12 protein-coding genes are annotated in these 12,979 nt (G+C 45.0%); 4 read left to right on the forward strand and 8 right to left on the reverse strand.

Annotated elements, in window-relative coordinates; genetic code table 11:
* The 8 genes from ribD to AACT23_RS04695 form a co-directional block, all read right to left on the reverse strand.
* Window positions 1-1,098 (reverse strand): bifunctional diaminohydroxyphosphoribosylaminopyrimidine deaminase/5-amino-6-(5-phosphoribosylamino)uracil reductase RibD, encoded by a 1,098-nt coding sequence (gene ribD, locus AACT23_RS04660; protein ID WP_017047324.1) that lies wholly within the window; start codon window positions 1,096-1,098, stop codon window positions 1-3.
* A gap of 6 nt (window positions 1,099-1,104) precedes the next feature.
* Complete coding sequence (gene nrdR / locus AACT23_RS04665) at window positions 1,105-1,554, reverse strand: transcriptional regulator NrdR (protein WP_010320136.1); 450 nt, start codon at window positions 1,552-1,554, stop codon at window positions 1,105-1,107.
* A gap of 131 nt (window positions 1,555-1,685) precedes the next feature.
* A complete protein-coding gene (locus AACT23_RS04670; protein ID WP_094129760.1) occupies window positions 1,686-2,936 on the reverse strand; it encodes a glutamate-5-semialdehyde dehydrogenase in 1,251 nt (416 codons plus the stop codon).
* Window positions 2,937-2,949: 13 nt separating this feature from the next.
* Window positions 2,950-4,089 (reverse strand): glutamate 5-kinase, encoded by a 1,140-nt coding sequence (gene proB / locus AACT23_RS04675; protein ID WP_038148735.1) that lies wholly within the window; start codon window positions 4,087-4,089, stop codon window positions 2,950-2,952.
* Window positions 4,090-4,211: 122 nt separating this feature from the next.
* Entirely contained in the window at window positions 4,212-4,601 is a 390-nt protein-coding gene (crl, locus tag AACT23_RS04680; protein ID WP_026027640.1) for a sigma factor-binding protein Crl, read from the reverse strand.
* Window positions 4,602-4,701: 100 nt separating this feature from the next.
* Window positions 4,702-5,949 carry an esterase FrsA gene (frsA, locus tag AACT23_RS04685; RefSeq protein ID WP_017047326.1) on the reverse strand — a complete coding sequence of 416 codons (1,248 nt, stop codon included), beginning with the start codon at window positions 5,947-5,949 and terminating at the stop codon, window positions 4,702-4,704.
* Between the two features lie 89 nt (window positions 5,950-6,038).
* Window positions 6,039-6,503: an oxytetracycline resistance phosphoribosyltransferase domain-containing protein Tet(34) gene (gene tet(34) / locus AACT23_RS04690; protein WP_010320141.1), complete on the reverse strand. Its 465-nt coding sequence runs from the start codon at window positions 6,501-6,503 to the stop codon at window positions 6,039-6,041.
* Window positions 6,504-6,542: 39 nt separating this feature from the next.
* Complete coding sequence (locus tag AACT23_RS04695; protein ID WP_013856188.1) at window positions 6,543-7,838, reverse strand: NCS2 family permease; 1,296 nt, start codon at window positions 7,836-7,838, stop codon at window positions 6,543-6,545.
* 886 nt (window positions 7,839-8,724) lie between these two features.
* On the opposite strand from AACT23_RS04695, the gene AACT23_RS04700 reads away from it, so the two are divergent.
* The 4 genes from AACT23_RS04700 (at window position 8,725) to AACT23_RS04715 (ending at window position 12,895) form a co-directional block, all read left to right on the forward strand.
* Window positions 8,725-10,197, forward strand: coding sequence for an aminoacyl-histidine dipeptidase (locus AACT23_RS04700; protein WP_094129763.1), 1,473 nt, complete (start codon window positions 8,725-8,727; stop codon window positions 10,195-10,197).
* A 295-nt stretch (window positions 10,198-10,492) separates the two neighbouring features.
* Window positions 10,493-10,933, forward strand: coding sequence for an ATP-dependent zinc protease family protein (locus tag AACT23_RS04705; RefSeq protein WP_017049719.1), 441 nt, complete (start codon window positions 10,493-10,495; stop codon window positions 10,931-10,933).
* Entirely contained in the window at window positions 10,933-11,838 is a 906-nt protein-coding gene (gene rimK / locus AACT23_RS04710; protein WP_010320145.1) for a 30S ribosomal protein S6--L-glutamate ligase, read from the forward strand. The genes AACT23_RS04705 and rimK overlap by 1 nt, the downstream gene beginning before the upstream one ends.
* On the forward strand, window positions 11,798-12,895 hold the full coding sequence (locus AACT23_RS04715) for a succinylglutamate desuccinylase/aspartoacylase family protein (RefSeq protein WP_088718002.1): 1,098 nt from the start codon (window positions 11,798-11,800) through the stop codon (window positions 12,893-12,895). The genes rimK and AACT23_RS04715 overlap by 41 nt, the downstream gene beginning before the upstream one ends.
* Window positions 12,896-12,979 lie beyond the last annotated feature (84 nt).

Below are 12,979 nucleotides of genomic sequence, written 5' to 3' on the forward strand. Positions count from 1 at the left end.
CTATTTATCTTTTATTTTAGGTACGGCAATGATCCGAATATCCGGCCCAACTTGTCGTACATCTTTGATGATTAACTCTAGCGTATCCGCCATGGAAGATAGCCCCAAAGCACCAAATAGCCCCCGACCATCACTACCCATGATTTTAGGCGCTAAGTACAAAATGATCTCATCGACCAATTGGGCTTGGATCAGTGAACGAGCCAGTGTGGCACCAGCTTCTACCCAGAGATGATTCATTTGTGACTGCTCAGCTAAATAAGCTAAGGTATCCGCTAACTCAAATTGTGTCTGGTTGCTATTGAGCAATGACGTATGTTCAGTGCCAAGCACCAATACTTCACCGGAATGTTGATACAGCTTTAGACCATCATGGAGTTGGTTTTGCCTGTCAAGAATGACTCGCACTGGTTGGCGTAACTGATGTTGTGGGTAGTTCACTTGCACTGATGGAGGCAGTTCATCCCAACGCACAGTCAATGAAGCATCATCTTCAATCACTGTTTTGCTGGTCGATAAAATCCCACCCGCTTTGGCGCGAAATTTTTGCACATCTCGCCGCGCGGCCGCTGAAGTGATCCATTGACTCTGACCATTATTGAGTGCTGTTTGTCCATCAAGACTTGCGGCCATTTTCAATTGGACAAAGGGCATCCCACTTGTCATGCGTTTAATAAAACCCGGATTGAGCGCGATGGCATCCGCTTCTAACAAACCGACTTCGACTTCAATCCCAGCGTCACGCAGCATTTGAATACCACGCCCAGCGACTTGAGGATTCGGATCTTGCATTGCGCAAATCACTTTCGCCACTTTGGCGTTAATCAAGCCTTCAGCGCAAGGCGGTGTACGGCCATGATGCGAGCAAGGCTCTAAAGTGACATAAGCAGTAGCACCTTGCGCTTGCTCGTTTGCCATGCGTAAGGCGTGCACTTCGGCATGCGGCTCACCAGCACGAACATGAAAACCTTCACCAACAATCTGCTCTCCTTGAGTGATCACGCAGCCGACATTGGGGTTAGGTTGAGTGGTAAAAACGCCACCTTTGGCAAGCTCAATGGCTCGCGACATCATTTGATAATCAAAAGGAGTAAACATAAGCGATTAATCTTCCAGCTTCGCGATTTCTTCACCAAACTCACGAATATCTTCAAAACTGCGATACACGGAGGCAAAGCGGATGTAAGCGACTTTATCGAGTACTTTGAGCTGCTCCATCACCAAGTTACCAATCATTTTACTTGGGACTTCTCGCTCACCAGTAGCTCGCAACTGAGATTTAATCATACTGATTGCAAGCTCAATCGCATCGGCGCTGACGGGGCGTTTTTCTAATGCTCGCTGTATACCACCGACCATTTTATCTTCGTTAAACGGTTCACGATTTCCATTTGATTTGATGACTCTTGGCATCAAGAGCTCGGCCGATTCAAACGTGGTAAAACGTTCATTACATGCCAAACATTGACGGCGACGGCGCACTTGATGGCCATCAGCGACAAGACGAGAATCAATCACTTTGGTATCGTTCTCTGAACAAAAAGGACAATGCATATCACCTCCATAGCAATGAGCATCAGTGTACCGGAATTAGTACGCAAGTTGAACGCAAAAGGGGCATCAGCCCCTTTTCAATCTCTATTTTGTTAACAACCACACTTTGCGTTATCCATAACGAAAAGAACTCAACGACGTGATAAGTAATTGGCTTTGCCAACCCACTTGTAACTGGTCAACTCTTCTAAGCCCATCGGCCCGCGAGCGTGCAATTTTTGGGTCGAAACGGCCACTTCAGCGCCTAAACCAAATTGAGCTCCATCAGTAAAACGCGTCGAAGCATTGACATACACTGCAGCAGAGCCCGCTGAATTAATAAACAGCTCTGCATTAAATAGGTCATTTGTCATGATCGCATCCGAATGGCTTGCATTGTGTTCACGCATATGTTCAATCGCTTGCTGCACGTCATCGACCACTTTGACGCCCAAAGTGTAACTTAGCCATTCGGTGTCAAAATCGCCCTCAACGGCCTCTCTCAACTGTTTTGCATGACTCATGCAGGCTTGGGCTTTTGGCTCGACAACGAAGGTCACTTGATCATTAAGTCGTAGCACCAGTTTTGCCAAAAATTCACTCGCAATCGCTTGATGAACCAGCAAAGTATCCAGTGCGTTGCACGCAGAAGGGCGCTGAATTTTGGCGTTTTCAATTACCTCGACTGATTTATCCAGATCCGCGGATTGGTCAACAAAAATATGGCTAATGCCAAAACCACCAATAATCACCGGAATCGTGCTGTTTTCTTTGCACATTTTATGTAGGCTAGCGCCGCCGCGCGGAATGATCATATCAACATATTCATCCAGCTTGAGCATCTGTGAAACCAGTTCGCGATCCGGTTTTTCGATATACTGCACCGCAGCCGCTGGTAGTTGTGCTTTTTCTAGCGCCGATTGAATAACGTTGACTAGCGCCATATTGGAGAAAAAGGTCTCTTTCCCTCCCCGTAAAATACTGGCGTTACCCGTTTTTAAACACAATGCCGCAATATCAATGGTCACATTCGGACGCGCTTCATAAATAACGCCCACCACACCTAACGGTACTCGGCGGCGAGACAATGACAATCCGTTTTCAAGCACTCGGCTATCGATTTCACTACCGACAGGGTCATTGAGATTAATCACATTACGCACGTCATTAGCAATGGCTTGCAGGCGCGATTCATTGAGCAATAAGCGATCAAGCATGGCATCGTTCAACCCGGCTTCTCGGGCCAGTTCGATATCTTGAGCATTCGCTTTTAAAATCACGGCGCTCTGCGCCTCCAGTTCATCGGCAATGATCGCTAATGCATTGTTTTTTTGTGTCGTTGAAACGGTAGCGAGCTGGAAAGCGGCCTGTTTGGCGGCTTTACCCATTATGGTTAAATCCACTTTCTTTTCCTTACTATTCTTGGATCACAACAAGATCATCGCGATGAATTACTTCTGAGCCATAATCGTAACCTAAAATGCCTCCGATATCTTTGCTGTGTTTGCCCGCGATTTTGGCTAAATCTTGACTGGAATAAGCGGCGATGCCACGGGCAATTAATACGCCTTGTTTATCGGTTACTCGCGCCACTTCACCACGTGCAAAAGTACCACTGACATTCACTACCCCTTTCGCTAATAAGCTACTGCCATTCGCGACTACAGCGTTGACGGCTCCGCCATCAATGACAATGTCACCAGAAGCGGCAGGACCCGCTAAAATCCAGCGTTTGCGGTTTTCTAACGCTTCGGTACATGGCAAGAAACGGGTGCCTTGTGGCGCATCACTTAAAGAGTCAAAAATAACGTTGCTGGCACGCCCTGCGGCGATAATGACTTCAATCCCTGCACGACGAGCAATATCAGCGGCCTGAAGCTTAGTTGCCATACCTCCGGTGCCAAGCGTGGTACCACTACCCCCAGCGATTTTACGCAAGGTATCATCAATGGTTTTGACTTCTTTAATCAGTTCAGCGTTAGGATCTTTACGCGGGTCCGCGGTGAAGAGCCCTTTTTGGTCAGTCAGCAGCAATAGTTTATCGGCACCACATAAGATACCAACCAAGGCTGATAAATTGTCGTTGTCGCCCACTTTGATTTCACTGGTTGCCACTGCATCATTTTCGTTGACCACAGGAATAATATCGTGCTCGACCAAAGCATTAATGGTATCTCGCGCATTCAAAAAACGCTCACGATCTTCTAGATCGGCACGAGTCAGTAGCATTTGACCTATTTTAATCCCATAGATGGCAAAAAGAGATTCCCATGCTTGAATCAGTTGACTCTGCCCAACCGCAGCAAGCAACTGTTTGCTAGCCATTGCGTTGGGGAGTGCGGGGTAACCTAAGTGTTCTCGACCAGCGGCAATTGCGCCCGACGATACAATCACCACTGAGTGGCCTTGCTTTTTCAGTTCAGCACATTGACGGACAAGCTCAACCATATGAGCTCTATCTAACGCCAAAGTACCACCGGTTAATACACTGGTTCCTAGCTTCACAACGATTGTTTGAAGTTGCACCGCTTTTCCGCTTTGTTGATTCGTTGTCATGATTTCTTCTGAAATGGAAAACACATAAGAGCTGATGTTTTAGCAATCAAAGCAATAATTCACAAGTAGAAAAGGTGCTAAAAAGCACCTTTTTCATCACGAGGGTAAGGGGATAACGAAAATCAGACGAATTCAGCGGAATCTTGTGCAATCTCAACACTCAATTCAAAGCGCTCATAGAGACTCGCTACCAGTTTGGCATGAAACTCTTCTTGGGTACGTTTGACTTCAGAAAATACGGATTTAGGAATCGCGTCGGCATCCCACGCGCCAGCTAAGTTGTAACGTCCTGTATGATACTTAGCCTCAAACCCTGATTCTTTCTTAGTAAGTTCCAGCCACCAGCCCCAAAACTCTCGTTTCTCTGGGGATTTTTTGTCATTAACGCAAGACGCAAGGCAATCAAATAAGTAGTGATCCTCACGACATTGGCCTTCTCGTAAATAAGGTCCAATAGCTTTTAAAGCAGACAATAAGCGATAATGAGTCGGGGTGTGGGTCATTTCTGACATATTGACTCTCCATTTCAATGTTAAGAACGATCATTATTTTTATTAATCATATGCTTGTTACCGCATACCAATATCATGCTTAACTAATTTAGTAGAAAAGTCACCTAAATAGCTCATCTTCTAACCACTTTATCGCTAAATCGAGGGATTGCTCATATCCTTGTGTAATTGTTTTGCTTTTTATCTGTTTCGCTTTGCCATATTCACTAAAAATTGCAACTAATTGATTATCTGAATAGGGTGAAATGGGATCACCTTCTAATCCTAAAGCCAAAATCGGAACTTTAGTTCGCCTACTGGTTAAAAAACCTTGCACTTTCAGTGACCACGCTCGCATCAACCCAGCAAGGCTATTAATATCCACCACGTCTTTACCTAAACGAGACGCCAGCACATCAATATACATTTTGGGCATTTTTTTCAATTTTTCTGGCGAAGCTAAAATATCGTGGATAGGTGCGCCTAATGAAACACAAGCCTTGATTTTATCTTGCTCTAGAAAAGAGAGCCTGATCATGGAGTTACCACCAAATCGAAATCCAACAAGCCCCACTTTTCGATGATCAACCCAAGGCAAGCTTTCCAGTTCATTGAGTACGGCTTGATGCAGACATGAAGAATCTTCAGTTAAAGGCCAATGGGAGCTATGACCGATAGAGGGCATATCAATGGTTAACATCGCAATATCTCTAGGCGCGAGATAATCTCTAAACAAACGCCACATATCCGTCTGCAAACTGTCTAAACCGGCGCTAACCAAAACGACCGGATGAGGCCTATCGGTATTGGGCAAATGCAAATTAGCGACTATTTTTTTGTTCTTATAAGGTACTTCAATCTGCTTAATCACATAACGAGTCAATTTGGCCGCTTCGTTATAAGCGCTGTTTGACAGTATCTGTGCCTGTAAGGATAAATTATCATTTTTTAGATGCGGATAACCAGCAATGCTAAAGCAGAGCGACGCGGAAAAAAGTTCATTGGCCGCCTCTTCGTCTTGCTTGTCATTAGCGCGCTTTTGGTGACGCATACCCAGCTTAGTCCACTCGTATGCCCAGTTACCACTGTGATAGCCCATAACCGTATCTAACCAATCCGCTTCGGTTCGCGAATGTTTCGAAGAGGCAATGCGGGCGAGAACTTCTTCTTGCTCTACTGGATCAACACCTTGCCATATCCACTGTAAACGCCTGAGATTTCGATACCAAACGTACCCTTCTTGCTGTTTTTTTAGGTCCAAAATTTCTTGGCTGCTTGGCATATAACGGGTCAATGCCGAGGTTTCTTGGGCTTGCTTGTATTTCTGGAACAAGGTTTCAGAAAGGTTTTGGCTGTTAGATTCAGACATAAGTCGATTCAATTGAGAGCGGTGCTCTAATAGTAATAAAAAAAATGGCCCGATAAAGGGCCATTTTCAAATAAACGCAAAGAAAAACATTACTTTTGTTTACGGTTAATCGGTTCTGCGTATTGAATCGTCATATCCCATGGCTGCTCAATCCACGTATCTTGAGCAATATCCACAACGTAATCATCTAACAAGCTTACGCCAGAAGGCTTCGCACACACCGCAATCAATTTCGCTTTAGGATACATTTCACGTAGCTTACGTGCGGTATCACCACTATCGACCAAATCTTCAACAATTAAGAAACCTTCGCCGTCACCTTCAGGTGCTTTGATCACTGTCATGTCACGCTGATGATCATGATCGTAACTTGAAATGCAAATCGTATCGACATGGCGAATACCTAATTCACGCGCCAATATGGCACCAGGAACCAGACCACCACGGCTCACCGCCCAAATACCTTTCCATTGCTCTGCAGGCATCTGTTTTTCTGCCAATTGACGACAGTAAGTCTGCATGTTGTCCCAAGTGATAACGAATTTATTGCTCATTGTTGTAAACCTAATTATTTAAATAATCTGTGTCGTTCATTACATTGCAGAGGCGATATACTTAAAGATGAAGATGGCTGACATCACCCACACACTCATCGATACACTGCGCCCTTTGCCACTAAATAGTTTGATAGCCGCATAAGCAATGAAACCAAGAGAAATACCTTCTGCGATAGAGAATGTCAGCGGCATTAATAAACAGGTAACGACGACAGGAGCCGCTTCTGTTAAATCGCGCCAATCAATACTGACCAAACCAGAAAGCATCAAAATTGCCACGTAAAATAATGCACCAGACGTAGCGTACGCAGGGATCATTCCAGCTAATGGCGAGAAGAATAATGCAAGTAAGAACAAAATGCCAACAACGACTGCAGTCAGCCCTGTGCGCCCGCCAGCAGCAACACCCGCCACACTTTCAATATAAGAGGTTGTGTTTGATGTACCTAGCAGGGCACCGACTGACGTAGCAGTAGAATCGGCAAGCAATGCTTTATTTAGACGTGGGATTTTACCATCTTTGCCAATCAAATCTGCCTTTTGCGCCACACCAACTAAGGTGCCAGCCGTGTCAAATAGATCGACAAACAGAAACGCAAACACCACTGAGATCATACCCACTTCAAAAACGGCGGAGAAATCAAGCTGCAAAAAAGTTGGCGCAATACTTGGTGGTGCCGACATAATGCCATGCCACTGAACGTCACCAAACACTAAACCAAGGCCAGTAACCGCAAGAATCGCGATCATTACAGCACCCTTTAAACCACGATGAACCAAAGCAATCGTCAGGAAGAAACCTATCGCACCGAGTACAGCAGGAAGAGAAGTAATTGCGCCGACAGAAACCAAAGTTGCAGGGTTATCAACCACAATGCCTGCATTTTTCAGGGCAATAAAGGCAAGAAAAAGTCCAATACCGGCCGAGATCCCCGTTCGTAATGACATCGGAATCGAACCGATGATCCACTCACGGATTTTAAAGATACTAAGAAAAATGAACAGCACACCAGAAACGAATACCGCCGCCAGCGCAACTTGCCATGTATATCCCATGCCGAGCACAACGGCGTAAGTAAAAAATGCGTTTAACCCCATACCCGGAGCCTGTGCGATTGGGTAGTTGGCAACAAAGCCCATGATGAAACAGCCAATAGCCGCCGCAAGACACGTAGCAACAAATACTGCACCACGGTCCATGCCGGCATCCGCTAAGATCGCAGGGTTAACAAAGATAATGTATGCCATCGTGAGAAATGTCGTTATTCCTGCGATAACCTCAGTGCGCACGTTTGTGCCATATTCACTAAGTTTAAATAGCCTTTCGAGCATGATCGAGTCCTATAAGGGTAAAAAGTAAACGGTTGCGTAATCGATTGGCTGTGGATTATAGAGAGATCAGATCACAAATTCCAGATAGAATTAAGACTGTAATATGCTTTTATTAATGGCTTATGAACCTAGTCGCGCTTCATTTCTTCAAAAAGAAAAAGCGGATTTCCATATCGTATTGCCATTGAGCCGTAAAGGAAGTGCTGAACATTGAGATAAAAAAACGCCACCTCATCTGAGGTGGCGGCGAATCATTTTAGCCAAACTGACTACAAAAAAATTCCAATATCTAGGGGGTGAACATACAGTTCAAATAACATGCTTAAAGTCTTAATAACCAAAGCTTGTTGGGTAAGCAAAGTTGCCAGTGTAAACAGACTTGTTTGTCCAGAACATTGCAGATGGTAAACCTTTCATAACTATCACCTTATAAAATCAATTGAACATAAATTTGATTTCTCGGTTCCATGGAGGCGATAAACGGACTCATCCTTTGAGCATTTTTTCTTCGCTTTCGAAGTTGGTTACAAATATACCACCAAGAAATTAAATTACAATATTTAGCGTGATAAAAATCACATAATTTTATTTTAATGATCTACATCAACAGATTTAGGTAATTAAATTACACAAATATCAGCAAAAAATGATTATTAGGCGGTAAGAGGAAGAATCTCATCGCCGATTGTGTCATCTCTTCTATACGCTACAGTCGATTTAATGTGACACCAATAAAACAATTCTCAAGCGGTGAGGCTACTCGCTGATTGTCGAGAGTGGTATGCTGTCCACCACTACAAGTCATGCTCAGATCTAGTCGATATCGCTACCAAAGAAACATTTCGCCTGTTCATGATCTGGCAAGCTCGAATAAAAGGAGTATTCCGTGTCTGAGTTCTATTCTGAAATCAGTAAATTGTCATCGGCACCCGTATGGCAATTTTTCGATAAAATCTGTTCCATTCCTCACCCATCTAAGCATGAAGAAGCCTTAGCCCAACACATCATCCAGTGGGCGACAGAGCAGGGTTTAGCGGTACGCCGAGATCCAACCGGCAACGTTTTCATAAAAAAACCAGCGACAGCTGGCATGGAACATAAGAAAGGTGTGGTTCTACAAGCTCATATTGATATGGTGCCGCAAAAAAACGAAGACACGCAGCACGACTTTGCTAAGGACCCTATCCAACCGTATATCGATGGCGAATGGGTAACGGCCAAAGGAACCACTTTAGGTGCCGATAACGGCATGGGTATGGCAGCATGTTTGGCTGTTCTTGCGTCAAAAGAGCTCAAGCACGGTCCTATTGAGGTGTTACTGACGATTGATGAAGAAGCGGGTATGACTGGTGCTTTCGGCCTTGAAGCGGGTTGGTTAGAAGGAGAGATCCTGCTCAATACTGATTCAGAACAAGAGGGCGAAGTATATATGGGCTGTGCTGGTGGTATTGATGGCGCAATGACTTTTAATATCCAACGACAAGCCATGCCTGCTGGTTACGTAACACATCAATTGATTTTGAAAGGGTTAAAAGGAGGTCACTCTGGGTGTGACGTCCATACTGGCCGTGGGAATGCTAACAAGCTACTGGCTCGCTTTCTTGCTAGTCACGCACAAGAACTTGATTTACGTTTGATCGAGTTTCGCGGTGGTAGCCTACGTAACGCCATTCCTCGAGAAGCGTTTGTCACCGTGGCCATTCCTGCCGAAAATGGGGTAAAACTGGATGAGCTATTTAGCTCCTATACCCAGCTAGTGAAAGAAGAGCTTGGACGCGTCGAAACGGGAATCGTCACTTTCAATAACCTGCAAGAAAATGCAGAAAATGTCTTCGCTCTTGTTGATCAACAACGTTTTATTGCCGCATTAAACGCGTGTCCAAACGGTGTGATCCGGATGAGCGATGAAATTGAAGGCGTGGTTGAAACCTCATTGAATGTCGGTGTGATTACCACACAAGAAAACTCTGTGACTGTGTTATGCCTTATTCGTTCTCTAATTGATTCAGGTCGCCAACAGGTTGAAAGCATGCTCAAATCCGTTGCTGAGCTAGCGAATGCGGAAATTGCCTTTACTGGTGCTTATCCGGGCTGGAAACCAGATGCCGATTCAGAGATCATGGCTATTTTCAGAGACATGTACCAAGGTATTTACGGTCATAAACCGAATATCATGGTGATCCATGCTGGTCTAGAATGTGGTCTTTTCAAAAAACCTTACCCAGAAATGGATATGGTTTCGTTTGGCCCAACCATTAAATTCCCTCACTCACCGGATGAGAAAGTGAAGATCGACACAGTCGACCTTTTCTGGGAGCAAATGGTTGCCCTACTAGAGCATATTCCAGCGAAAGCTTAACCCACTCTGATGTCGAATTCTTCAACCAGCGTGTAATAGCAAGTTGATGAATATCTTGCTTTGGCAGCGGAATTCGGCATCAATCCTTACCTCTTTTTCTATCAATTAATTTTATCGATAAGGCAAATTAATTTCATTAGCGCACATTTTTTGTGACTGCTAGAGTTCGCCCCCTTGAAGTTCCTAGAGTTATTCACCACACTCTCTTCAAGCGATAACACCATTTAAAAGTTGTATCGGGGATGCGGCTACTCCTTAGCGGCGTCTTACATTCTCCAAAAATATTGAAACTGCGATGAAAGAAAAAATGATTGTCGGATGGCGAGAAACTCTTAGCCTTCCAGGGTTAGGTATTGAGCAAATTAATGCCAAAGTCGATACCGGAGCCCGCACGTCGTGCTTACACGCATTTAAGGTAGAGAGCTTCACCAAGGAAGAGACTCTTTGGGTTCGCTTTTGGATCCACCCTGTGCAGCGCAATAATGACAAGGTCACAGTGTGCGAAGCTAAAGTCATTGATGAACGAATCGTCCGTGATTCCGGTGGCCATGAAGAGTCACGTTACGTTATTCAATCAGACGTCAGTTTGGGCGGCCAAACTTGGCCCATTGAAATAACGTTAACCAATCGCGAAAATATGGGTTTTCGTATGCTATTAGGTCGCACCGCAATGCACCGTCGAATTTTAGTTAATCCAACTAAATCGTTTTTAATCGCTTTCGAGGAGAGCAAATAATGAAAATTGGTATTCTGTCACGTAATGCTTCGTTGTATTCAACCAAGCGTCTGATTGAAGCGTGTAAAAGCCGTGGCCACCAAGTCAAAGTGATTGATGGGCTGCGTTGCTATATGAATATCAATTCTGAAAAACCCGAAATTCACTTTAAAGGTGAAGAGTTAGCGGGTTTTGATGCAGTCATTCCTCGTATTGGTGCATCCGTTACGTTTTACGGTACTGCGGTATTACGCCAATTTGAAATGATGGGGGTTTATCCTGTCAATGAATCTGTGGCTATTAGCCGTTCCAGAGATAAACTTCGCTCAATGCAGCTATTGTCTCGTCGCGGCATTGGTATGCCAATTACTGGTTTCGCCAGCAAACCCGATGATGTCAAAGACTTACTCGACATGGTCGGAGGAGCACCGGTAGTAATTAAATTACTTGAAGGAACTCAAGGCATCGGTGTAGTGTTAGCGGAAACACGCAAAGCAGCAGAAAGTGTGATCGAAGCGTTCATGGGCTTGAAAGCCAATATCATGGTGCAAGAGTACATCAAAGAGGCTGGTGGCGCCGATATTCGCTGTTTCGTTATTGGCGACAAAGTTATCGCAGCCATGAAACGGCAAGGTGCCGATGGTGAGTTTCGCTCTAACCTACACCGCGGCGGAACGGCCTCTTTGGTAAAAATCACCCCTCTAGAACGTAAGACGGCTATCGATGCGGCGAAGATTATGGGTCTCAATGTTGCGGGTGTGGATCTTTTGCGATCGGAACGTGGCCCATTAGTGATGGAAGTCAATTCATCGCCAGGTCTTGAAGGTATTGAAGCCGCTACTGGTAAAGATATCGCCGGGTTGATTGTCGAATTTATTGAAAAAAATGCGGCAACGAAAGGGACAAAAACACGTGGCAAAGGTTAGGAAAAACACAGCATTTCATTTCCTGGGGGATTCAGTTCCCCCAGGAACGCGCAAGGCAATGGAGCTAGAAGCGGCTAAGCTTTATACACACTCGCCACTCTCTATCCCTATCGAAATCATTAATGGAATATCCACTGGCCCAACCTTAATGGTCAATGCCGCCATCCATGGTGATGAACTGAACGGCGTTGAAATAGTCCGTCAACTGATCAACTCCATTGACCCGCAAAAACTAAAAGGGACACTGATTGTTGTCCCCATCGTCAATGCCTTTGGCTTTATTCATAAATCTCGCTACCTTCCTGATCGACGCGATCTCAATCGCTGCTTCCCTGGAAGTGAAACTGGCTCCCTCGCCTCTCGCATTGCACATACTTTCTTTTCCCAAGTAGCTTTACGTTGTGATTACATCATTGACCTGCATACTGGTGCTATTCATCGCACGAATTTGCCACAAATCCGCGCCGATCTCACTAATCCTGAAACCTTGCGTATTGCCCAAGCATTTGCAACCCCAGTGATCATCGACTCTCCACTGCGTAATGGCTCGCTCAGAAGTGAAGCGGAGAAATCAGGCATCACAGTATTAACTTATGAAGCAGGTGAAGCGCTAAAATTTGAACCTATTGCCATCAATGCGGGTATTGTCGGTGTGAAACGCACCATGCAAGCCATTGGTATGATGCGCAAAAGTCGCAAGGCCGTACCGACATCGATCATCGCAAAATCAACCAGTTGGCTCAGAGCCGAAAGCGATGGCATCTTGCGCACTGTAGTGACGCTTGGTGACAAGGTCGAAAAAGGACAAGTGCTTGCCTATATCAACTCACCGCTTGGTCATGTCGAAGTCGAATTAAGAGCCAATAAGGGTGGTATTGTGATTGGCCAACAAACTCTGCCTCTTGTTAATGAAGGAGATGCCGTATTCCATCTCGCCTACTTCTCGCAAAGCGATGAGATGGTTGAGCAAGTCGTGGGCGATTTTATTGAAGAGGTCGCAGACAGCGATTTAGAACCTCTGACCACGGGACACTTGATGCCACCGTCGATGGTCTAAATAGTCGATAACTCTAAACAATAGAGACACATAAGTTCAATAATAAAGCCCTTATTCAAAGGGCTTTATGCTGTTTAAGTGTGG

The organism is Vibrio sp. V09_P4A23P171 (assembly GCF_963875615.1).
Lineage (GTDB): Bacteria > Pseudomonadota > Gammaproteobacteria > Enterobacterales > Vibrionaceae > Vibrio > Vibrio anguillarum.